The organism is Pseudomonas sp. FH4 (assembly GCF_000510915.2).
GTDB lineage: Bacteria > Pseudomonadota > Gammaproteobacteria > Pseudomonadales > Pseudomonadaceae > Aquipseudomonas > Aquipseudomonas brenneri.
The window spans coordinates 363416-386148 of record NZ_AOHN01000044.1; the positions used below are offsets into that span (position 1 = coordinate 363416).

Here is a 22733-nt window from a genome sequence, read left to right on the forward strand (position 1 = left end):
TCAGGGCGACCACCGCCCCCTGTAGGAGCGGGCTGGCCCGCGAAAAACGCCAGGGCACCGTGTTTATTCAGGTTGGCCGCGTTATCGTTGACGATCTTCGCGGGCAAGCCCGCTCCTACAGTGAGCACGTAGCCTTTATTTTTTCGCGGCGAACAGCGCGTCGAGCTTCTGCTCGAAGGTGTGGTAGTCGATGCGATCGTAAAGCTCCATGCGCGTTTGCATGGTGTCGATCACGTTCTGTTGGGTACCGTCGCGACGGATCGCGGTGTAGACGTTTTCGGCGGCCTTGTTCATGGCGCGGAACGCCGACAGCGGGTACAGCACGATGGAAACATCGGCAGATTTCAACTGTTCGGTGGTGTACAGCGGCGTCGCGCCGAACTCGGTGATGTTGGCCAGGATTGGCGCTTTCACGCGCGAAGCGAACAACTTGTACATCTCAAGCTCGGTAATGGCTTCGGGGAAGACCATGTCGGCACCGGCCTCGATGCACGCGGCGGCACGCTCCAGCGCGGACTCCAGGCCTTCCACGGCCAGGGCGTCGGTGCGCGCCATGATCACGAAGCTGTCATCGGTGCGGGCATCCACGGCGGCCTTGATGCGGTCGACCATTTCCTGTTGGGACACGATTTCTTTGTTCGGGCGATGACCGCAGCGCTTGGCGCCCACCTGGTCCTCGATATGGATCGCGGCAGCACCGAACTTGATCATCGACTTGACGGTGCGCGCCACGTTGAAGGCCGAGGAACCGAAACCGGTGTCCACATCCACCAGCAGCGGCAGGTCGCACACGTCGGTAATACGGCGCACATCGGTCAACACATCGTCCAGGCCGGTGATGCCCAGGTCCGGCACACCGAGGGAGCCCGCAGCAACACCGCCACCGGACAGATAAATGGCCTTGAAACCGGCGCGCTTGGCCAGCAGGGCATGGTTGGCGTTGATCGCGCCAACCACTTGCAACGGGTGTTCGCTGGCGACGGCGTCACGGAAACGCTGGCCTGGGGTGCTGTTTTTATAGGAACTCATGACTCACCTCGTGGAGTGACTGTCTGGGGGGCGCCGTCGGGGAAGTGACGGGCGATATTGCGTTTGGAGGCGCCGATATGCCGGCGCATCAACAACTCGGCCAGTTCACCGTCGCGATCGGCAATCGCGTCAAGAATACGGTGATGCTCGGCAAAGGCCTGGCGTGGACGATTGGGGGTGGCGGAGAACTGGATGCGGTACATGCGCACCAATTGATACAGCTCGCCGCACAACATCTGGGTCAAGGTGCGGTTGCGTGCGCCTTGAATGATCCGGTAATGAAAGTCGAAGTCGCCTTCCTGCTGGTAGTAGCCAACACCGGCCTGGAACGCGGCATCGCGTTCATGGGTGTGCAGGACCTGGCGCAGCTCCTCGATTTCTTCGTCGGTCATGCGCTCGGCGGCCAGGCGGCAGGCCATGCCTTCGAGGGACTCGCGGATTTCGTAGAGTTCCACCAGTTCGGCCTCGCTCAGGGACACCACCCGCGCGCCAACATGGGGCACGCGCACCAGCAGGCGCTGGCCTTCCAGGCGGTGGATCGCCTCGCGCAGCGGGCCACGGCTGATGCCGTAGGTGCGCGCCAGCTCCGGTTCCGAGATCTTGCTGCCGGGGGCTATCTCGCCCTTGACGATGGCGGCCTGGATACGGCGGAAGACATTCTCGGACATCGTCTGGGAATCGTCCTGCCCTGCCACCGGAATTTCCAGTTGATCCAGCATGATTGTCGACACCTTTAAAATCAATGCCGCAAAAACTAGCCAATCAGCCCAAGATAGTCAAAGAATAAATACACATTGTCGACAATCGTCTAATAACCCTGCTTGCACCTTATAAGGGCATGGCCGCCTGCCAGCGCTGGCGCCAGAAAACCTTCATGTTAGAATGCCCGCCGCATTTGCCTGACATCTATTGATGAAAAGGCGCACGAGGGAGCTTGCGCAGCAATGCCAGTCGCCTTGAATCAAACATCGCACTGCACCGCCTCAGGATCTATGAGACTCAAGCCCTTCCCCCTATTGCTTTGCCTACTGTTGTTTCCGGGCCTTGGTTTCGCTGCCGAGAAGACCGTGTATGGCCTCAATGAATACGCCAAGCTGGCGGGCATTGACCTGGAAGTCGCCGCCAAGCTCGACACCGGCGCCAAGACCGCGTCCTTGAGTGCCCGGGATATCAAGCGTTTCAAGCGCAATGGTGAATCCTGGGTGCGCTTCTACCTGGCCATCGATACCGCCCATTCGCACCCCATCGAGCGCCCCCTGGCCCGCGTCAGCAAGATCAAGCGCCGCGCCGGTGACTACGACCCCGATGAGGACAAGAACTACACCGCCCGTCCGGTGATTGCCCTGGATATCTGCATGGGCACCGCTTTACGCAGTATCGAAGTGAACTTGACTGACCGCAGCGCCTTCCAATATCCGCTGCTGATCGGCTCCGAAGCCTTGAAACGCTTTGATGCGCTGGTCGACCCCAGTCTTAAATACGCAGCAGGCAAACCTGCCTGCGCCACCGACGCTCATACCGCCGAGTAATTCCAATGCGCTCTCTTACTATGCACCTGAAGATTCTGATCGCCGTCCTGGTGGTACTGGGCATTTCGGTCACGGCCTATCAGATCTTCGTCCTCGGCATCCCGGTGACCGAAGACGCCACTGACGACCTGTGGAACATCGACGCCAAGGTCGAGTTCGTCGCCAACGCCAAGGACCCGGTCAAGGTGCAGATGTTCGTGCCGCCCCTGAGTCGCGACTTCGTCAGCCTCAATGAGAGTTTCATCTCCAATAACTACGGGGTGAGCGTCAATCGCATCGACGGCAACCGCAAGGTCACCTGGTCGGCCCGGCGCGCCAAGGGCAACCAGACCCTCTACTACCGCCTGGTGCTGACCAAGCGCTACAGCGGTGAAAAGCTCAAGGTCAAGGGCCCGACCTTCCGCGACAGCATCGCCGTCGAAGGCCCGGAAAAAATCGCCGCCGAAGCCCTGCTGGCGCCGATCCGCCAACACTCGGCCGACGTCGAGACCTTTATCAGCGAAGCCATCAAGCGCACCAACAACCTCAACGACGACAACGTCAAGCTGCTGCTCGCGGGCGATCCGTCGACGCCGCACAAGGCCAAGATCGTCGAGTTGCTGCTGTCCATCGCCCATGTGCCGGTGGAAAAGGTCCACACCCTCCGCCTGGTGGCCGACCAGCCGCAAACCCCGGAACTGTGGCTGCGCAGCTTCAATGGCAACGACTGGCTGTACTTCAACCCGGAAACCGGCGAACAGGGCCTGCCTTCTGACCGCCTGCTGTGGTGGACCGGTGATGAAAACCTGATCACCGTCGACGGCGGCAAGAAAGCCGCCGTGACCTTCAGCCTGAACAACAGCGAGATGAACGCCATTCGCCTGGCCAAGCTGACGGATGAGAACACCGACGCCAACTTCCTCGAATACTCGCTCTACGGCCTGCCGCTGCAAACCCAGCAGACCTTCATGATCATGGTGATGATCCCGATTGGCGTGCTGGTGATCCTGATCCTGCGCAACCTTATCGGCCTGCAGACCCTGGGGACGTTCACCCCGGTGCTGATCGCCCTGGCGTTCCGCGAGACGCAGTTGGGCTTTGGCATCGTGCTGTTTACCGTGATTACCGCGCTCGGGCTGTCTCTGCGTTCCTATCTGGAGCACTTGAAATTGCAGATGCTGCCGCGCTTGTCGGTGGTGTTGACCTTTGTGGTCGTACTGATCGCGGCCATCAGCCTGTTCAGCCATAAGCTGGGCCTGGAGCGCGGCCTGTCGGTGGCGCTGTTCCCGATGGTGATCCTGACCATGACCATCGAACGCCTGTCGATTACCTGGGAAGAACGCGGTGGCGGCCACGCGATGAAAGTCGCGATCGGTACCCTGTTCGCCGCGTCCCTGGCACACATCATCATGAGCGTGCCGGAGCTGATCTACTTCGTGTTCACCTTCCCGGCGATCCTGTTGATCCTGGTGGGTTTCATGCTGGCCATGGGTCGCTATCGCGGTTACCGCCTGACCGAACTGGTGCGTTTCAAGGCCTTCCTCAAGGCTGATTCGTAATGTTCGGGTTCTGGAAGACCTGGAAGGCCCTGCAAGCGCGGGGCATCATGGGCATCAACCGGCGTAACGCCGACTACGTGCTCAAGTACAACAAGCGCAGCCTGTATCCGATTGTCGATGACAAGATCATCACCAAGGAACGGGCGATTGCGGCCGGCATCCATGTGCCGGAAATGTACGGGATCATTTCCACCGAAAAAGAAATCGACAAGCTCGACGAAATCATCGGTGGCCGCAGCGATTTCGTGATCAAGCCGGCCCAGGGCGCCGGCGGCGACGGCATCCTGGTGATCGCCGACCGCTTTGAAGGACGCTATCGCACCGTGTCCGGCAAGATCATCAGCCATGAGGAAATCGAGCACCAGATTTCCAGCATCCTCACCGGCCTCTACTCCCTGGGCGGTCACCGTGACCGCGCACTGATCGAATACCGGGTGGTGCCCGACCAGATCTTCAAGAGCATCAGCTACGAAGGCGTGCCGGATATCCGCATCATCGTGCTGATGGGCTACCCGGTGATGGCCATGCTGCGCTTGCCGACCCGCCAATCCGGCGGCAAGGCCAACCTGCACCAGGGCGCGATTGGCGTCGGTGTGGACCTGGCCACCGGCCTGACCCTGCGCGGCACCTGGCTGAACAACATCATCACCAAACACCCGGACACCACCAACGCAGTAGACGGCGTGCAACTGCCCAACTGGGACGGTTTCATGAAGCTCGCCGCCGGCTGCTACGAGCTGTGCGGGCTGGGTTACATCGGGGTGGACATGGTGCTGGACCAGGAAAAAGGCCCATTAATCCTGGAGCTCAATGCCCGGCCGGGGCTGAACATCCAGATCGCCAACGATTGCGGCCTGACCTTGCGCACCCATGCCGTGGAAGCGCGCCTCGAAGAACTGAAAGCGGCGGGCGTGACGGAAACGGCGGAAGAACGCGTGAAATTTGCCCAGGAAATGTTTGGCCATATTCCACCCGTGGAAGGCTGATCTCCTTGTAGGAGCCGGCTTGCCGGCGATGGCGCCCCAACAGACCACACCGCCGTCCACCCAACAATCCCCGACATCCCCTCTAGGAGCAAATCCTGGAGGGGACTACAATCCCCTCCCCACGCCCATGGCTGATCCACCCCCCGCATGTCGACCTGCTCCGTACACCCGCTGCCCTACCTGGAAAACCCTGCCGAGTATTTCGCGGCGATCCGCCATGCCCCTGGCGCCATCCTGCTGGACAGCGGCCGGCCGGCAGCCGAGCGTGGTCGCTATGACCTGCTCAGCGCCTGGCCAGAGGCAACACTGGCGGTGTGGCCGGACGAAAGCGGTAGCGATTTTCTGCAACGACTGCGGGAAAACCTCACGCTACTGGGTGAAGCCAGCCTGCCCGCACCGTATGAACTGCCATTTGCCGGCGGCTTGATCGGCTACCTGAGCTACGATTTTGGCCGCCATCTGGAACACCTGCCGCACCAGGCGATCGACGACCTGGGCCTGCCCGACGCACGTTTTGGCCTGTATGCCTGGGCGCTGATCAGTGACCACCAGGCGCGCACCAGCCAATTGGTGTTCCACCCAAAGCTGTTGGAAAGCGAACGGCAACGGCTGCTGGCACTGTTCAGCCGCCCCGCCGCCCACACCCCGGCCAGCTTCAAGCTACACACCCGGATGGCCCCGGACCTGAGCGCCAGTGCCTATGAACAGGCCCTGTCCCGCATCCAGGACTATATCCAGGCGGGTGACTGCTATCAGGTCAACTTCGCCCAACGCTTTCGCGCGACCTGCAACGGTGATCCCTGGGCCGCCTATTGCGCCTTGCGTGCCGCTTGCCCGACACCGTTCTCGGGCTTTCAGAGCCTGCCGGACGATGGCGCGGTCGTGAGCCTGTCGCCAGAGCGTTTCGTCCGGATCAGCCAACGCCAGGTGGAAACCCGCCCGATCAAGGGCACCCGCCCCCGAGGGCTGACCCCCCAGGAGGATGCGGCCAACGCCGCCGAACTCCTGGCCAGCCCCAAGGATCGTGCAGAGAACCTGATGATCGTCGATCTGCTGCGCAATGACCTGGGCCGCACCTGCCGCACCGGCTCGGTCAAGGTGCCGGAGCTGTTCAGCCTGGAAAGCTACCCGAACGTGCATCACCTGGTCAGCAGCGTCACCGGCGAACTGGCCGACGGCAAAGACGCCCTGGACCTGGTCGCCGGCAGCTTCCCCGGCGGCTCGATCACCGGCGCACCGAAGATCCGCGCGATGCAGATCATCGACGAGCTGGAACCGACCCGACGCGGACTGTACTGCGGCTCATTGTTGTACCTGGATGTACGCGGCGAGATGGACAGCTCAATCGCCATTCGCAGCCTGCTGGTCAAGGATGGCCAGGTCTGTTGCTGGGGCGGCGGCGGGATCGTCGCGGACTCCGAGTGGCAGGCGGAGTATCAGGAATCGATGACCAAGGTGCGGGTGTTGCTGCAAACGCTGGAAGGGCTGTAAGCGCACCTCCCAGGGAAAGAACCTGAATCAGAAGCGCCGTGGACAGTACTGGAGCGCAAGGATAGCGTCCATCAGCATTCCACTTGGCCGTCTGTGAGGGATCACATGGATCGACTGCTTATTGCCTTTATCGTTTTATCGCTTGCACCGTTGAAGCAAAGCCCATTTCCTACGCATCGCGCTCCCTGCCAGGGGTTGCAAATCCAAGATGTGACACCTAATATCTCCCAAATTGGGAGGCTTGATTTATGCGACTGATCGCAAGAGCCACCTTGAGGGAGTTCTGGGAAAGCAGCCCGGCTTACACCGACGCCAAAACACCACTGATTGAATGGTATCGCCATATGGCGAAATCCACCTTTCACAGGCCCCAAGACCTGAAGGCGGAGCTTCGCACCGCAAGTATCCTCAAAGGTGGAAGGGTGGTGTTCAATATCGGCGGCAATAAATATCGAGTGATCATGGCGATCGACTATTTGCGGCAGCTGGGTTTCATACGGTTTGTTGGCACCCACGCCCAGTACGACCAGATCAACGCGGAGACTGTGTGATGCACATCAAACCTATTCGTACCCCCGAAGACCTGGCCGCTTCACTGGCGCGCGTGGATCATCTATGGGGGGCAGAGATCGGCTCGCCGGCAGGTGATGAGCTGGAAATCCTCGCGCTACTGATCGAAAAATACGAAGACGAACACTTTCCCATGCCGCCTTCCAATCCAGTGGAGGCAATCAAGTTTCGCATGGACCAACTGGGCCTGACGGCTCGGGACCTGGAACCCTTTATCGGCTCCAGCGGCCGCGTGTCCGAAGTGCTGAACCACAAGCGCAAGTTGAGCCTGGCCATGATCAAGCGCCTGCATGAGGGTTTGCGCATTCCTTATGAGCAGTTGCTTGCGGGAGCTTGATCTTTAGCGTTTTAGAGGGCCCTATCGCGAGCAAGCCCGCGCCCACAGTGTGGGAGCGGGCTTGCTCGCGATGAGGCAACCAGCCTCGCTAAATCACCTACAGGCTCAACGAACGATTCGAAGCCTTGATGAACTCCCGCTTCAAGTCCTCAAAGGTATGCACCGCCGGGAACTGCGGGAACTCGCGAATCACGTTTTCCGGCGCATGGAACAGAATCCCACGATCCGCTTCCCCGAGCATGGTGGTGTCGTTGTAGGAGTCCCCGGCCGCGATCACGCGGTAGTACAAGGTCTTGAAGGCCAGCACCGACTGGCGCTTGGGATCTTTCTGGCGCAGTTGATAGCTCACCACCCGATCATTTTCATCGGTGATCAAACGGTGGCAAAGCAGGGTCGGAAAGCCCAGTTGGCGCATCAACGGCTGGGAAAACTCATAGAAGGTGTCCGACAGGATCACCACCTGGAAGCGCTCGCGTAGCCAATCGACGAACTCGATGGCCCCCTCCAGCGGCTTGAGGGTGGCGATCACTTCCTGGATATCCGACAGTTTCAAACCGTGTTCGTCGAGAATCCGCAGGCGCTGCTTCATCAGTACGTCGTAGTCGGGAATGTCCCGGGTGGTCGCCCGCAAGGATTCAATACCGGTTTTTTCAGCAAAGGCGATCCAGATTTCCGGAACCAGCACCCCTTCCAGGTCGAGACAGGCAATTTCCACAAGACACTCCCATTTGGATTTTTTTTCAGTTGAGCGAGCAAAAGGACTGCCGAACTCTAGCGATTCGCGCTGGCCGCCGCAACGCAGAGCGGATTTTGTTAACATCCCACTCCTATAGAGCGCTCAGCGCCACTGACCTGTAGGAACCGTCCTGATGAACCAAGCCTTCGACGTCGCTGAACTCGCCGCGACCTATGCCAACAAGTCCGCCCAGGACATCCTCAAGCTGGCGTTCAGCCAGTTCGGCGATGACCTGTGGATCTCCTTCAGCGGTGCCGAGGACGTGGTGCTGGTGGATATGGCCTGGAAGCTGAACAAAAACGTCAAGGTCTTCAGCCTCGACACCGGCCGCCTGCACCCGGAGACCTACCGGTTTATCGAGCAGGTGCGTGACTTCTACAAGATTGATATCGAGTTGATTTCCCCGGACCAGAGCAAGCTGGAACCCTTCGTCAAGGAAAAGGGCTTGTTCAGCTTCTACAAGGACGGCCATGGCGAATGCTGCGGCGTGCGCAAGATCGAGCCGCTGCGCCGCAAACTCTCGGGCGTCAGCGCCTGGGCCACCGGCCAGCGCCGCGACCAGAGCCCCGGCACCCGCAGCCAGGTGGCAGCCCTGGAAATCGACACGGCGTTCTCCACGCCGGAACGCACCCTCTACAAGTTCAACCCGCTGGCGCAAATGACCAGCGAAGAGGTCTGGGGCTATATCCGCATGCTGGAACTGCCTTACAACAGCCTGCACGAACGCGGCTTTATCAGCATCGGCTGCGAGCCATGCACCCGCCCGGTGTTGCCGAACCAGCATGAGCGCGAAGGCCGCTGGTGGTGGGAAGAGGCGACGCAGAAGGAATGCGGGCTGCATGCGGGGAACATCATCAGCAAGGCCTGATCTGGCGACACATGACAAATGTCGGGTGAGCTTGTGTGGTGATCTTGTGTGGGAGCGGGCTTGCTCGCGAAAGCGGTGTATCAGTCTCTATTTCGCTAACTGATACACCGCTTTCGCGAGCAAGCCCGCTCCCACATTTGCTTGCGGCACACCATCATTATGTACACATAAACGTAACCATCCGTGCCATTTTTGTGTGCACTTTAATAATTACGCACCGAAAAGTTACACCCCTTCTCAGCCAACTTCCTACATAACCTATTCCTAAATTCCCGCATAAAAATAAATACCTGTTCAAATGGTCAACTTATAACTGTTTAAATTCAGCCATTTATTAATCGAGTATGCAAAAACGAAATAAACCAAACTTTTGATAGATAAAACCTGGCACACAAGTGGCTAAGAGAGTTGAAGTCTTTGTATACAACTTCAACAACAACCATCATACACTTTGTGTCCGCATGCCAGGCGTCCGCGCCTGCTGCAGATGCCAGGAGCCTGCCGGAATGCGTACAAGTCTCTCCAACAACCTCGCACTGGATCTGCCCTCCTCCACGTCAATACCCACGGCCACCACGCCTGGCCCGCTGGTACTGAGCCCGCGCCTGCATAACAAGGACCTGGCACCCACCAAGGTCGAAGGCCGGCGCTGGGGCGGCTACAGCATCTTTGCCCTATGGACCAACGATGTGCACAACATCGCCAACTATTCCTTTGCCATCGGCTTGTACGCCCTGGGCCTGGGCGGCTGGCAGATTCTGTTGTCCCTGGGGATCGGCGCGGCGCTGGTGTATTTCTTCATGAACTTGTCGGGTTACATGGGCCAGAAAACCGGCGTGCCGTTTCCGGTAATCAGCCGGATAAGTTTCGGCATACATGGTGCGCAAATTCCCGCACTGATCAGGGCCGTGATCGCCATCGCCTGGTTCGGGATTCAAACCTACCTCGCATCAGTGGTATTCCGTGTGCTGTTGGTGGCGATTCATCCAGGATTTGCCGACTACGACCACAACGCGATCCTCGGCCTCTCAACCTTGGGCTGGGCGTGCTTTGTGATCATCTGGTTCGTGCAACTGGTGATCCTGGCCTACGGCATGGAAATGGTCCGCCGCTACGAAGGTTTTGCCGGCCCGGTGATTCTACTGACCGTTGCGGCGCTGGCCGGTTGGATGTACTTCCAGGCCAGCGGCAATATCGCCTGGTCAATCCGCGAACCTCTGAGCGGCGGCGAAATGTGGCGCAATATCTTTGCCGGCGGCGCCTTGTGGCTGGCGATCTACGGCACGCTGATCCTCAATTTCTGCGACTTCGCCCGCTCCTCGCCGTGCCGCAAGACCATCAAGGTCGGTAACTTCTGGGGCCTGCCGGTGAACATCCTGGTGTTCGCGATCATCACCGTGCTGCTGTGTGGCGGGCAGTTCCAACTCAATGGACAGGTAATCGAAAGCCCTACCCAGATCATCGCAGCCATCCCCAATACCTTCTTCCTGGTGCTCGGTTGCCTGGCGTTCCTGATCGTCACCGTGGCGGTGAACATCATGGCCAACTTCGTTGCCCCGGCCTTTGTGCTGAGCAACCTGGCGCCCAAGTACCTGAACTTCCGCCGCGCCGGGCTGATCAGCGCCTTCCTCGCGGTACTGATCCTGCCGTGGAACCTCTACAACAGCCCACTGGTGATCGTGTACTTCCTCTCCGGCCTGGGCGCGCTGCTGGGCCCGCTGTATGGCGTAATCATGGTGGACTACTGGCTGATCCGTAAGGGCCAGATCGACGTGCCGCAACTGTATAGCGAAGACCCCAATGGCGCTTATTACTACAGCCGCGGGGTCAACCTGCGAGCGGTGGCAGCGTTTGTCCCGGCGGCGGTGATCGCCATTGTGCTGGCGCTGCTGCCGGGGTTTGCCAGCGTCTCGCCATTCTCCTGGTTGTTTGGGGCCGGCATTGCCGGGGTGCTGTACCTGCTGATCGCCAAGCGCCAACCGTTCTATGCCGACATCAGTGGCGAAGCCATCGCTGTCGACAATGTCAGCCATTGATCAAGGACATTCCATGCGCATTCTTGTCATCAACGTCAACACCACCGAATCCATCACCCAAGCCATCGCCCAGCAGGCCCGCAGCGTGGCGGCAGCGGGCACCGAAATTGTCGGGTTGACCCCGTTTTTTGGCGCCGAATCGGTGGAAGGCAATTTCGAAAGCTACCTGGCGGCCATTGCGGTGATGGACCGGGTAATGGCCTACGACCAGCCATTCGACGCCGTGATCCAGGCCGGTTATGGCGAGCATGGCCGTGAAGGTTTGCAGGAGTTGCTGAACGTGCCGGTGGTGGACATCACCGACGCTGCGGCCAGCACCGCGATGTTCCTTGGCCATGCTTACTCAGTGGTCACGACTCTGGACCGCACGGTGCCGCTGATCGAAGACCGACTCAAGCTCTCCGGGCTGTATGAGCGCTGCGCCTCGGTACGGGCCAGTGGCATGGCGGTGCTGGAGTTGGAAGAGCACCCGTTGCGGGCCATGGAAGCGATTGTGCGCCAGGCCGAACTGGCCATCAGCGAAGACAAGGCCGAAGTGATCTGCCTGGGTTGCGGCGGCATGGCCGGGCTGGATGAACAGATCCGTCAACGCACCGGCGTGCCGGTGGTGGATGGTGTGACCGCCGCCGTGACCCTGGCCGAATCACTGGTCAGGCTGGGCTTGTCGACCTCGAAGGTGCGGACCTATGCGACACCCCGGCCAAAGAAAGTCATCGGTTGGCCGGGGAAGTTCGGACGCTGAGTGACCGGTTTCGATCAGTTCAGCACATCGTTGAGCACTTCATAAATGATCCCGGTGGCGATCGTCACCAGGATCAGGTCGGTGCCCGCCTGCTGCCATTCGTAACCGTCGTAATGGGGCAGGCGCCCCAACAGGCGGCCATCGAGTTTCTTGGCAATCCCCGGTGGCAGGGGTTTGCCCCGGGCGAGGTTTTTCTGGATACCCGGCGGCAGGGACGAACCACCGCGCCAGTAGTCGCGGTTATCACCGAGGATGACCCGCACGCCACCGATATCAATCTGCGGCGCACTGTAATTGCCGCCACCCCCGCCTTTCTTGCCGCCGCCCTGGCCCTGATTGCCCGAGCCGCCCTGCCCGCCTTTATTGCCATGGGCACTGCCTTTGTCCTTGCCATTGCCATTGCCATTGCCGGGATCGGCCAGCAGCGCCGGGGAACCTGCGATCAACGCCAGGCTGGTGAACACAATCAACACGCGTGATTTGGACATGATTGATCTCGACAGTCGCAAGCCCCATTGGCTCGTATCAGCTTAGAACAGATACCGCTCACAAGTTCCGCCCCTACACCGCGCGGAACCGCTGCGCCAGCTGTTGCTGGGCAAACTGTTCGATGATGAAGTCGACAAATACCCGAGTCTTGCCCGGTAGCAACTTATGCTCGGCGTAATACAGGGAGATGTTGCCGTCATCGACGTACCAGTCGGGCAGCACCCGTTGCAACTGTTTGCTTTCGAGGAACGGCACGGCCATCGGCATGCTCACCAGCGCAATGCCCAAGCCTTGGCTACAAGCGCAACATGCCGCTTCAGAGTCGCCCATGGTCATGCGCGGCTTGAGCATCAACGGCCGCTGCTCACGGGCGCGGTTGGTCAATTGCCAGGTGCGCACGCGCCCGGTTTGCGGCGAACGAATCAGGATGCCATTGCACAGCGCCAGGTCTTCGGGGGCCCGCACAGGCAGGCGTTGCGCCAGGTAATCGGCGGAGGCCACCAAAATCCGGTGGGCCGGGGTCAATTTGCGTGCAACCACTCCCTGGGGCAGTTCGAACCCGCCGCCAATGGCCGCATCGAAGCCTTGGCCGACCAGGTCGACCTGACGGTTATCAAAGTGCCAATCGGGGCTGATATCAGGAAATCGCCGCAAAAACTCCGCCAGCAAGGGCACCACGTAGCGATTGCCGAATACGGTGCCCATGCTCACCTTGAGCGTGCCCACCGGCCGGCCTTCGGCACTGGCCAGGTTTGCCACGGCATTCTGGATAGTCGTGAGGCTGGCGCCGACTTGCTCCAGGAACAACTGGCCGGCTTCGGTCAATGTCAGGCGCCGCGTACTGCGCTGAAACAGTCGCACGCCCAGGCGCGCCTCCAGCTTGGCGACGCTTTTGCCGACGGCCGCCGGGGTCAGGCTCAGGTGCCGGGCCGCCTCGGCAAAGCTGCCACCTTCGGCACTGCGCACAAAGCATTCGATACTGCCAAAGCTTTCCATCTCGCCACACTCTAAACTTTTGGTTTACACAGACTATAGCAATCACGGTCTACCGAGACCGGCCAACGAGGTCGATACTCAATTCCAACAACAAGGCAGCCTCGCCTTGAATGATCTGGAGATCGACATGACCACGCAAAACCTCAGCGGTAAAGTTGCCTTGATCCAGGGCGGTTCCCGCGGCATCGGTGCCGCCATCGTCCAGCGCCTTGCGGCACAAGGTGCAGCCGTTGCCTTCACTTATGTCAGCTCCGCCGCCAAGGCCGAGGCCCTGCAGAACAGCGTTATCAGCGCTGGCGGCCAAGCCTTGGCGATTCACGCCGACAGCGCCGACGCGAACGCCATCCGCAATGCGGTAAACGCCACCGTCAAGGCGTTCGGGCGCCTGGATATCCTGGTGAACAATGCAGGTGTGCTGGCGGTCGGCCCGCTGGAAGATTTCACCCTGGAAGATTTTGACCAGACCCTGGCCATCAACGTACGCAGCGTATTTATCGCCACTCAGGAAGCCACCCGGCACATGGGCGAAGGCGGACGCATCATCAATATCGGCAGCACCAACGCTGAACGCATGCCATTCGCCGGCGGCGGCCCCTATGCCATGAGCAAGGCGGCACTGGTGGGCTTGACCAAAGGCCTGGCGCGCGACCTGGGGCCACGGGGCATCACCATCAACAACGTGCAACCGGGCCCGGTGGACACCGATATGAACCCGGCCAACAGTGAGTTTGCCGAGAGCCTGATCGGGTTTATGGCGGTTGGCCGTTATGGCCATGTCGAGGAAGTGGCCAGCTTTGTCGCTTATCTGGTGGGGCCGGAAGCCGGCTACATCACCGGCGCCAGCTTGACCATTGATGGCGGTTTCAGCGCCTGAACACCTTCTGCCGTTCCTACAGATTCAGCGCAGGGGCGGCAGGCCGTAGGCAGCCAGGTCGAAGTCCGCGAGTTTGCGGATGATCTGGTCGGCATGCGCGTACTTGCTGTCGGCCATGGCTTCATCAGGCACAGCGATAGCGGTCATGTGCGCAGCCTTGGCCGCCGTCACGCCAAACGGTGAGTCTTCAAACACCAGGCAATCCTCGGGCGCAACGCCCAGGCGGCGGGCGGCGGTGAGGAAGATGTCCGGCGCCGGCTTGGCAGCACCGACCTCCGGGTCGTCGGCGGTGACGATAGTGCCGAACAGGCTAAACCACTCACGGTGCAGCGTGGTCTTGTGCTCGAACGAGTTACGCGACGAACTGGTGCCCACGGCTATCGGGATATTGTGCGCACTTAAATGCCGCACCAACACCTCGGCACCCGGCATGCCCAGCGCCTTGGGAAAGCGCTCGCTCATCAACGGCTCACGGATACGCAGGAACTCTTCAGGGCTGATCGGCAAATCCAGCGCCTTGACCACGTATTCAGCCAGGTCCTGAGCACCACGGCCAATGATGTGCTGCTTGATGCCCCAGTCGTAAGTGCGGCCATAGCGCTCGGCGATGATCTGCGTGACTTCGGTGTAGATGCCTTCGGTATCCAGCAACAACCCGTCCATATCGAAAATCACGGCCTTGATCGGGCCGACAGCAGTACGCGATGCGCTCATCACAAAAGATCCGTGGCAAAGGACTAAAAGGATTCAGCACAATAACGGCCCTGTCGGCCTGCAAGCAACTGATTATCCCTTAGACTGGCCTCCCATCCGTTCAAGCGACCCCGACATGCTTTTGCGCATTGCTGCCGACAGCCTGGTGCTGTTTCACCTGTGTTTTATCCTGTTTGTACTGTTCGGTGGCCTGCTCGCCCTGCGCTGGCGCCGAGTCATCTGGCTGCACCTGCCCGCCGCAGCCTGGGGCATGGCGGTCGAATTCTTCCACCTGCCCTGCCCCCTGACCCGCTGGGAAAACCTGCTGCGCCAACTGGCCGGGCAGGAAGGGTATGGCGGGGGGTTTATCGAGCACTATGTACTGACACTGATTTACCCCGCCGGGCTGACGCCACAGATCCAGTTGGGCCTGGGCGCACTGGTGTTGCTGGTCAACCTGGCGGTGTACGGGTGGATCATCCGGCACTGGCAGCAGCGCTAGTGCTCGATCAAGCGTGCAGACGTGGTCTCTCCATCCACCAGGCGCGCAATCCCCAGCGGATTGGCATTTTTCAGCGGCGCCGGCAACAACGCGTCCGGGTAGTTCTGGTAACACACCGGGCGCAGGAAACGATCGATGGCCAACGTGCCCACCGAGGTACCCCGGGCATCGGAGGTTGCCGGATAAGGCCCGCCATGTACCATCGCATCGCACACTTCGACGCCGGTCGGGTAACCGTTAAGCAGCAAGCGGCCGGCCTTTTGCTCCAATTGCGAAATCAGCGGCGCGCACTGCCCCAGATCCGCTTCATCGGCGATCAGGGTGAAGGTCAACTGACCGTTCAAGGCACTGATGATGTGCTGCAGTTGCGCGTCATCCGCCGCCTCCACAACCACGGTCGCGGGACCGAACACTTCCTCTTGCAGCACCTTGTCGGCATCAAGCAGCAACTGCGCCGAGGCCTGGAACAACTGAGGCCATGCCTGATTCCCCTGCTGTGGTGCGCCCGCGATGTGGCGAACCCCCGAGTGTTCATGCAGGCGTTGCACTCCCTGCTCATAACTGCGCAACGTCCCGGCATTGAGCATGGACTGCGCTGGCAAGGCGGCCAGGCTGGTGCCGAGCTTTTCGACCAGCGCCGTAAAGTCGGCTGAGCGCACCCCCATCAACAATCCCGGTTTGGTGCAGAACTGGCCGCAACCCTGGGTCACCGACGCACTCAACTGCGCCGCCAATGCCTCACCACGAGACGCCAATGCCGCCGGCATCAGGAGCACCGGGTTGATGCTCGACATCTCGGCAAACACCGGGATTGGCTGCGCCCGTGCCGCAGCCATATCACACAATGCCCGGCCGCCTTTCAACGACCCGGTAAACCCCACTGCCTGGATCGCCGGGTGCTTGACCAGCCATTCACCGACACCGCCGCCATAGATCAGATTGAACACGCCGTCAGGCATTGCGGTTTTCTCCACCGCCCGACCAATCGCGGCCGCCACCCAGGCGCTGGTGAGCATGTGCCCGCTGTGCGCTTTGAACACCACCGGGCAGCCGGCCGCCAGTGCCGCTGCGGTGTCGCCACCGGCAGTGGAAAACGCCAGGGGGAAATTGCTGGCACCAAACACGGCCACCGGCCCGACACCGATGCGGCACTGACGCAGGTCGGCCCGTGGCAAGGGTTGGCGCTGGGGCAAGGCGCGGTCGATTCGCGCGCCATAGAAGTCACCGCGACGCAGCACTTGGGCAAACAGGCGCAACTGGTTGCTGGTACGGCTGCGTTCACCTTCGATGCGTGCAGCGGGTAATGCGGTTTCGCGGCAAACGATGTCAATGAAGGTTCTGTCCAGAGCATCGAGTTCTGCGGCAATCGCCTCAAGAAACCCGGCACGGCGCGCCGCCGCCATACCGCGGTACGCCGGATACGCCGCGCTCGCCGCCAAGGCAGCAGCATCGACCTCTTCACGGGTCGCCTGGATGAACTGGCCGTCCAGCGCCGCCCCGGTCACCGCATCGAAGCTCTGAAGTACGGTATCGCCAGCCGCGCTGTAGGCGCCGCCGATGTAGTTATGACCACTGATTTGAGACATGGATGACTCCTGGAAAAACATGGGGTGGCTCACAACGCCTTGATCGCGCCAATCGCCAGTACGTCATCGGTCAGCCTGATGCCATTGCGCAGCGGCGCACCGAAGGCGTCGAGACTGACCTCGAAACGGTCCCCCGGCTGTACACGAATCCCGTCGGCAAACGACAGGGTGGCAGTGCCAAAAAAATGGATATGCACATCCCCCGGCCGCAGGAACTGGGCGTATTTGAAGTGGTGATATTCCAGGTTTGCCAGGCTGTGGCACATGTTGCTTTCACCCGACAGGAACGGCTTCTCCCACAGTACTTGGCCCTCACGGAAAATCCGGCTCATGCCACTCAGGTCTGCCGGCAACTCACCGACCCGCAGCTCCGGGCCGAAACAGCAGAAACGCAGTTTGGAGTGGGCCAGGTACAGATAATTACGGCGCTCCATCACATGGTCGGAGAACTCGTTGCCCAAGGCATAACCCAGGCGCCAGGGCTGCCCGTCATCGCCAATCACATACAGGCCGGTCAACTCCGGCTCCTCGCCGGCATCCTCGGCGAACGGCGGCACCGGGAAGTCCGCGCCGGGGCGTACCACAATGCTGCCGTCCCCCTTGTAGAACCACTCTGGCTGCGCACCAGGCTGGCCAGCCGGCGGTTTCCCACCTTCCAGGCCCCATTTGAAGATGCGCATGGTGTCGGTCATCGCCGCCGTACCCTGGTCCGCCTGCTGGTGCATCTGGTCACGGGTCGCGGCACTGCCCAGATGGGTCAGGCCGGTGCCGCTGACCAGGCAGTGGGCCGGGTCTTCATGGTCCAGTGGTGGCAGGACCCGTGCCGTGTCCTGCAGCTCGGCATACAACGGCCCCGCGTCGGTGCCGCGCCTGGCCACCTCATCCCGCAGGCTGATGCCATTGCGGATCGCACTCAGTGCCAGTTCACGGGTAGAGCGGGTATCGCGCACCACCTGGATCTGCGCACCGTCGACACAGCCAACCTGCCGTTGCCCTTGCGGGTCTTCAAATTGAATCAATCGCATCGCCAGGCCCGCCTTATTCGATGATGTTGAAGTCGTGCAAATACTCATCGGAAATTTCCAGGCCCAGGCCCGGGGTGTGGTCATCCAGCTGGATATAGCCATTGACCGGTTGCGGTTCGCCCTTGAACACGTAGTAGAACAATTCGTTACCCACTTCGACGTCAAACACCGGGAAGAACTCGGCCATCGGCGAGGCCGTGGTGGACATGGTCAGGTGGTAGTTGTGCATCTGCCCGGCATGGGGAATGACCGGCACCGACCAAGCCTCGGCCATGGCGTTGATCTTGCGCGCAGCGGTGATCCCGCCGACGCGGTTGGTGTCGTACTGGATCACGTCCACGGCACGGCGTTCCAGCAGGTCTTTAAAACCGTAGGAGGTGAACTCATGCTCGCCACCGGAGATGGGCATGATGCCCATCTTCTTCAGCTCGATATAACCTTCGATATCGTCAGCGATCACCGGCTCTTCCAGCCAGCGCGGTTCGAACTCGGCCAGCTTGGGCAACATCCGCCGCGCATACTCCAGGGTCCAGCCCATGTAGCACTCCAGCATGATGTCCACGTCCGGCCCGGCCAGCTCGCGCAGGGCCCGCACTTGTTCAATGTTCTTGCGCATGCCCGCCGGGCCATCCTTGGGACCGTAGCCAAAGCGCATCTTCAGCGCGGTGAAACCCTGGTTCAAATAACCCTGGGCCTCTTCCAGGAACAGGTCGAGGTTGTCATTGGCGTAAAGCTTGGACGCGTAGGTCCAGATCTTCTCCTTGGTACGCCCGCCCAGCAGCTTGAACACCGGCTTGTTGACGGCCTTGCCCATGATGTCCCAGATGGCGATGTCGATTGCCGAAATGGCCGCCATGCCAATGCCCTTGCGACCCCAGGCGTGGCTCTGGCGGTACATTTTCTGCCAGATGTATTCGTTGTCGAACGGGTCTTCGCCAATGGCAATCGGCGCCAGGTAGGTGTCGATGATTTCCTTGGCCACACGCGGCGCCAGTGCACAGTTGCCGATGCCCACCAGACCGGTATCGGTTTCTACCTCTACCACCAGCCAGCCATGGAAACGGAACGAGCCCATGGCGTCACCGCGTTCGAACAGGATGTCGCTGGCATTGGTGCAAAAGTGCGCCTGGGGCGGCACGACCTTGCCCTTCCATTCGAAGACACGGGTACGGATGGATTTTATTTTCATTATTCAACTCCTTCGGGTGAGCAGAGCGCCGACACCGCAGCGCTTCAAGTCCGCAAACTCTAGCCACGGGGTCGGGTGCTGGATAATCACTTGTGTGCATCCAGTGATAGCCTGGGGTAATACGTTTTAAGAAAAAAATCAGGCTTGAGTTATCTCTAGTGGGAGAGCCGGCTTGAAAAAAACAGACCGGCTATCTGGCCACCAGAAGCGTTAAAACAGATTCAGGTTGTAGGCCACCACCAACCGGTTCTCGTCGTAATCCTCGCCATAGCTTTTGCGCACGCTGGAGTTGCGCCAACTCAGGTTGACGTCTTTGAACGGGCCGCTTTGCACCGTGTAGGCCAATTCGAAATCGCGCTCCCATGACGTGCCATCACGCACCAGGCCGACATTCGCATCAGAGCCGTGGATGTAGCGCACCAGGCTGGTCAAGCCGGGCAGGCCCAGGGCGACGAAGTTGAAGTCGTAACGCAGTTGCCAGGAGCGCTCATCGGAATTGGAGAAGTTGTTGTTGTAGGAATCGTTGGCCATGGTCTTGCCGCTGGTGCCGGCCAGGGCCAGCCAGCCGGTGCCCTCGCTGACCCGTTGCAACCCGACAAACATCGTGTGCGGCCCGGTGCTGGCGGAGAACAACCCGCCCCAGGCCTTGCTGTCGAGGTTGCCCGCCTTGGCACTGCCCTGCTCCTGATCGACGAAGTAGCCAAGCTTGGCCGCCAGGGTCCAGTCGCCAACAGGCTGGCGATGGGTCAGGTTGTAATAGCGCTGCTGGTAGATATCTTTGAGCTGCGCCTGCCATACACCCACCTGGGTGCGCTCCTGGTTGAAGCGATACTCGGCCCCGACATAGTTGAAACGATCCGAGGTAACCCCCGGAAAACGGTTGGCCCACATGTCCTGGTCATCGGTGGAGTTGCGTTGCGCCACCTTGCGGATCTGCCCGCCGCTCAGGGTCAGGCCTTCAAATTCGCGGGAGGTCAGTGCCAGCCCCTCAAAGGTCTGCGGCAACAGGCGTCCGTCATCGGCGCGCAGCACCGGGATATCCGGGCGCAACTCACCGACCTTCAACTCGGTGGCCGACAGCTTGGCCTTGAACGTCACCCCCGCCCGTCCATAGCTGTCCGGCGCGCGACCATCATCGTGACGTGGCAGCAACTCGGTGCCCGTGCGATCCGGGCTGCTGTCGAGCTTGAAACCGCTCATGGCGCTGACATCCAGGCCAAATCCCACCAGCCCCTGGGTGTAGCCGGAACGGAAGTCGAGGATAAAACCCTGGGCCCATTCTTCGGCCTTGTTGCGGGTTGCGCTCGCCCCCTGGAAATCGCGGTTGAAGTAGTAATTGCGCATCAGCAGGTTGGCGCTCGAATCCTCAATAAAGCCGTGTTCCTGGGCCATCAACGGACTGATCGGTGTGACCAGTGCCAGCCCTATTGCCGTGGGTGTGATTACTGCAAGTTTCATGGCTGCTCTCTTTTCTTATAGGCACAAGGAAGCCTTCCAGGCCGACAAGACCCAGAGGCGGGGGAACCGTCAGTGTTGGGTTAAAGGGCTATTCGGAAGGCGTCGGGAACGGGCCGAAACGCGCACGCTGATAACCTGTCGGGTCATCGGGAAAGTGTTCAGGAACGGCAAAACCCGCCGGGCGCCACGCGGGGTCCGGGTAGGCATCGCCCCGTTGCGGCGCATGCCGGCGAGGTAATTCGCTGTTGATGTAGGCGGCGATGTCATAGGCCTGTTCGACACTCAACAATGGTGTGTCGGCGGTGCTGCCCAACGGCATGTTGGCGTGAATGAATTGAGTCAGCAGCGGCACCATGTACATATGCCCACCGTCGTCGTAGGTATCGTCGCCCGCAATCGGCGGGAACACATAACCGCCGCCAGTGGCAAAGTCCGGAGCCTTCAGCCCCAGGCCCTGGGCGCCATGGCATTGCACACAGTATTGGCCGAACAAGGCCTGGCCCCGACCAGGGTCGGCGGCTCGCTCAGGCAAGGTAATACGCGCCAGCCCCGTGCCTTGCATGCTCATCCCCGGCTGCGCCTCACTGCCCAGCCAGCTCAAGTAGGCCAGGATCGCCTTCATCTCGGGCGTGTCCGCGCCCATGCTCGCCTCGCCCTTGCCGAACATACCGGCGACCCGCTGTTCCAGGGTGATCACGCGCATGCTCTTGATATCGAGCCTGGGGTAGTCGTGGATCGCATTGACCAGTGCCAACCCATACGGTTTGCTGCCCGGCAGCCCCGACGGGCCGGCTTCGTGGCAATTGATGCAGTTGAGGTTGTTGCGCGAAAAACGCTTGCCGGGATCCGCCACCAAGGGGCCGGCCAGGCGCGTGGTGTTCTGCAGCAAGGCCATGCCCTGGCGGATCAGCACGGCGTTGGGCTGACGTTCGATATCAACTGCGTTTGGCACACGCCACGGCTGCACCGCACGGGCCTGCTGCGCCTGCAGCAACTGTGCGGCCTGCTGGCGGTCAAGCTCCGGCTCAGCAAGAACCGCGGTGGTGGTGAGCACCCCACACAGGAGCGCTCCGTGGATCAACCACGAAGGTAGGGTCATAAACATGTCTGGCTCGCTTATTGTTGTTATGGCGCGGCGTTGATGTTCAAGCGGCTGCGAATTGACAGCCCCGGGTGTTCAAGTCGATGGCATACAGCGATGTCGAGGCGCTGATAAACAAGCGCTCGCCACGCAGCCCGCCAAAGGTGCAATTGGAAATTTTCTCCGGTACATGGATCTTGCCCAGGCAGGTGCCGTCGGGCGCATATACCTGAATGCTGTCCAGGGAGCTGATGTACAACCAACCCTGATGATCGACCCGAAAGCCATCCGGCAGCCCCGGTTCGATCACCGCAAACACCCGGCCATTGACCAGCCTGCGGCCCGCCTCGACATCAAACACGCGCACGTGATGGCAGCCTGCTGGATCATGGGAGGCCGAGGTATCGGAGATGTACAGCAAGGATTCGTCCGGCGAAAACGCCAGGCCATTAGGCTTATGGAAATCATCGGCAACCCGTTCCAGGACGTTGGCGAGCGGGTCGAAACGGTACACATGGCAGCCATCCTGTTCGCTGTCGGCCTTGTAGCCTTCGACGTCACTCATGATTCCGTAGGCCGGATCGCTGAACCAGAGGCTGCCATCGGACTTGACCACCAGGTCGTTGGGCGAGTTGAGCCGTCGTCCTTGATAACGGTCCACCAGCAGCCGCACCTCACCGTCCGACTCAGTACGGGAAATGCCCCGGCGACCGTGCTCGCAACTGACCAGCCGGCCCTCGCGATCCAGGCTGTTACCGTTGCTGAAATGCGACGGCTGGCGGAACACACTCACGCCCTGCCCTTCATGCCAACGCAGCATGCGGTTGTTGGGAATGTCACTCCACACCAGGGCCTGTTCGGCGGGTAGCCATACCGGGCCTTCTCCCCAGATGGCGCCGCCGCCAAGGCGCTGCAACACGCTGCCAGGCTTGAGAATGTTGTGCAGCCGCGGGTCAAAAATCTCGATACCGGTCATGA

23 protein-coding genes are annotated in these 22733 nt (G+C 60.6%); 11 read left to right on the plus strand and 12 right to left on the minus strand.

The features are described from left to right. Nucleotides 1–135: 135 nt before the first annotated feature. Both prpB and H097_RS25900 read right to left on the minus strand, forming a co-directional pair. A complete protein-coding gene (gene prpB / locus H097_RS25895) occupies nt 136–1029 on the minus strand; it encodes a methylisocitrate lyase (protein WP_029298299.1) in 894 nt (297 codons plus the stop codon). Continuing rightward, nucleotides 1026–1748 carry a GntR family transcriptional regulator gene (locus H097_RS25900; RefSeq protein WP_032863400.1) on the minus strand — a complete coding sequence of 241 codons (723 nt, stop codon included), beginning with the start codon at nt 1746–1748 and terminating at the stop codon, nt 1026–1028. Before H097_RS25900 ends, prpB begins: the two co-directional genes overlap by 4 nt. Nucleotides 1749–2021: 273 nt before the next feature. Between H097_RS25900 and H097_RS25905 the strand changes: the two genes are divergently transcribed. The 6 genes from H097_RS25905 to H097_RS25930 all read left to right on the plus strand — a co-directional run bounded on the left by H097_RS25905 (nt 2022) and on the right by H097_RS25930 (nt 7480). Next, complete coding sequence (locus H097_RS25905) at nt 2022–2558, plus strand: ATP-dependent zinc protease (protein WP_032863401.1); 537 nt, start codon at nt 2022–2024, stop codon at nt 2556–2558. A 5-nt stretch (nt 2559–2563) separates the two neighbouring features. Then, nucleotides 2564–4096 (plus strand): inactive transglutaminase family protein, encoded by a 1533-nt coding sequence (locus H097_RS25910; protein WP_032863402.1) that lies wholly within the window; start codon nt 2564–2566, stop codon nt 4094–4096. Next, a complete protein-coding gene (locus H097_RS25915; protein WP_032863403.1) occupies nt 4096–5082 on the plus strand; it encodes an alpha-L-glutamate ligase-like protein in 987 nt (328 codons plus the stop codon). The genes H097_RS25910 and H097_RS25915 overlap by 1 nt, the downstream gene beginning before the upstream one ends. 147 nt (nt 5083–5229) lie before the next feature. Then, a complete protein-coding gene (gene pabB / locus H097_RS25920; protein WP_032863404.1) occupies nt 5230–6573 on the plus strand; it encodes an aminodeoxychorismate synthase component I in 1344 nt (447 codons plus the stop codon). A 248-nt stretch (nt 6574–6821) separates the two neighbouring features. Beyond that, on the plus strand, nt 6822–7124 hold the full coding sequence (locus H097_RS25925; protein ID WP_032863405.1) for a type II toxin-antitoxin system HigB family toxin: 303 nt from the start codon (nt 6822–6824) through the stop codon (nt 7122–7124). Next, a complete protein-coding gene (locus H097_RS25930; RefSeq protein WP_032863406.1) occupies nt 7124–7480 on the plus strand; it encodes a transcriptional regulator in 357 nt (118 codons plus the stop codon). The genes H097_RS25925 and H097_RS25930 overlap by 1 nt, the downstream gene beginning before the upstream one ends. A gap of 97 nt (nt 7481–7577) precedes the next feature. Here H097_RS25930 and thrH read toward each other — a convergent pair whose 3' ends face one another. Then, a complete protein-coding gene (thrH, locus tag H097_RS25935; RefSeq protein WP_029298307.1) occupies nt 7578–8195 on the minus strand; it encodes a bifunctional phosphoserine phosphatase/homoserine phosphotransferase ThrH in 618 nt (205 codons plus the stop codon). A 154-nt stretch (nt 8196–8349) separates the two neighbouring features. On the opposite strand from thrH, the gene H097_RS25940 reads away from it, so the two are divergent. The 3 genes from H097_RS25940 to H097_RS25950 all read left to right on the plus strand — a co-directional run bounded on the left by H097_RS25940 (nt 8350) and on the right by H097_RS25950 (nt 11862). Then, nucleotides 8350–9084: a phosphoadenylyl-sulfate reductase gene (locus tag H097_RS25940; protein ID WP_016973617.1), complete on the plus strand. Its 735-nt coding sequence runs from the start codon at nt 8350–8352 to the stop codon at nt 9082–9084. A gap of 506 nt (nt 9085–9590) precedes the next feature. After that, nucleotides 9591–11120 carry an NCS1 family nucleobase:cation symporter-1 gene (locus tag H097_RS25945; RefSeq protein WP_032863407.1) on the plus strand — a complete coding sequence of 510 codons (1530 nt, stop codon included), beginning with the start codon at nt 9591–9593 and terminating at the stop codon, nt 11118–11120. A gap of 13 nt (nt 11121–11133) precedes the next feature. Continuing rightward, complete coding sequence (locus H097_RS25950) at nt 11134–11862, plus strand: aspartate/glutamate racemase family protein (RefSeq protein WP_032863408.1); 729 nt, start codon at nt 11134–11136, stop codon at nt 11860–11862. Between the two features lie 14 nt (nt 11863–11876). On the opposite strand, the gene H097_RS25955 is transcribed toward H097_RS25950, so the two are convergent. Next, the gene (locus H097_RS25955; RefSeq protein ID WP_032863409.1) at nt 11877–12350 is read right to left on the minus strand and encodes an anti-virulence regulator CigR family protein; all 474 of its coding nucleotides are present in this window, start codon (nt 12348–12350) and stop codon (nt 11877–11879) included. A gap of 73 nt (nt 12351–12423) precedes the next feature. Continuing rightward, entirely contained in the window at nt 12424–13347 is a 924-nt protein-coding gene (locus H097_RS25960; RefSeq protein WP_032863410.1) for a LysR family transcriptional regulator, read from the minus strand. Nucleotides 13348–13474: 127 nt separating this feature from the next. On the opposite strand from H097_RS25960, the gene H097_RS25965 reads away from it, so the two are divergent. After that, nucleotides 13475–14221 carry a 3-oxoacyl-ACP reductase family protein gene (locus H097_RS25965; protein ID WP_032863411.1) on the plus strand — a complete coding sequence of 249 codons (747 nt, stop codon included), beginning with the start codon at nt 13475–13477 and terminating at the stop codon, nt 14219–14221. A 24-nt stretch (nt 14222–14245) separates the two neighbouring features. Here H097_RS25965 and H097_RS25970 read toward each other — a convergent pair whose 3' ends face one another. Beyond that, nucleotides 14246–14935 carry an HAD-IA family hydrolase gene (locus H097_RS25970; RefSeq protein ID WP_032863412.1) on the minus strand — a complete coding sequence of 230 codons (690 nt, stop codon included), beginning with the start codon at nt 14933–14935 and terminating at the stop codon, nt 14246–14248. A 115-nt stretch (nt 14936–15050) separates the two neighbouring features. Here H097_RS25970 and H097_RS25975 point away from each other — a divergent pair, with 115 nt between their 5' ends. Continuing rightward, the gene (locus tag H097_RS25975; RefSeq protein ID WP_032863413.1) at nt 15051–15416 is read left to right on the plus strand and encodes a DUF2784 domain-containing protein; all 366 of its coding nucleotides are present in this window, start codon (nt 15051–15053) and stop codon (nt 15414–15416) included. Here H097_RS25975 and H097_RS25980 read toward each other — a convergent pair. From H097_RS25980 to H097_RS26005, 6 genes are all read right to left on the minus strand, one after another. Further along, nucleotides 15413–17002 (minus strand): aldehyde dehydrogenase (NADP(+)), encoded by a 1590-nt coding sequence (locus tag H097_RS25980; protein ID WP_032863414.1) that lies wholly within the window; start codon nt 17000–17002, stop codon nt 15413–15415. The genes H097_RS25975 and H097_RS25980 overlap by 4 nt on opposite strands. Before the next feature lie 29 nt (nt 17003–17031). After that, nucleotides 17032–18027 (minus strand): AraD1 family protein, encoded by a 996-nt coding sequence (araD1, locus tag H097_RS25985; protein WP_032863415.1) that lies wholly within the window; start codon nt 18025–18027, stop codon nt 17032–17034. A gap of 13 nt (nt 18028–18040) precedes the next feature. Further along, on the minus strand, nt 18041–19216 hold the full coding sequence (locus H097_RS25990; protein ID WP_032863416.1) for an L-rhamnonate dehydratase: 1176 nt from the start codon (nt 19214–19216) through the stop codon (nt 18041–18043). Between the two features lie 210 nt (nt 19217–19426). After that, nucleotides 19427–20674 (minus strand): OprD family porin, encoded by a 1248-nt coding sequence (locus H097_RS25995; RefSeq protein WP_032863417.1) that lies wholly within the window; start codon nt 20672–20674, stop codon nt 19427–19429. Between the two features lie 88 nt (nt 20675–20762). Further along, nucleotides 20763–21779 (minus strand): c-type cytochrome, encoded by a 1017-nt coding sequence (locus tag H097_RS26000; protein WP_032863418.1) that lies wholly within the window; start codon nt 21777–21779, stop codon nt 20763–20765. Between the two features lie 40 nt (nt 21780–21819). Continuing rightward, on the minus strand, nt 21820–22731 hold the full coding sequence (locus H097_RS26005; RefSeq protein ID WP_032863419.1) for an SMP-30/gluconolactonase/LRE family protein: 912 nt from the start codon (nt 22729–22731) through the stop codon (nt 21820–21822). Nucleotides 22732–22733 lie beyond the last annotated feature (2 nt).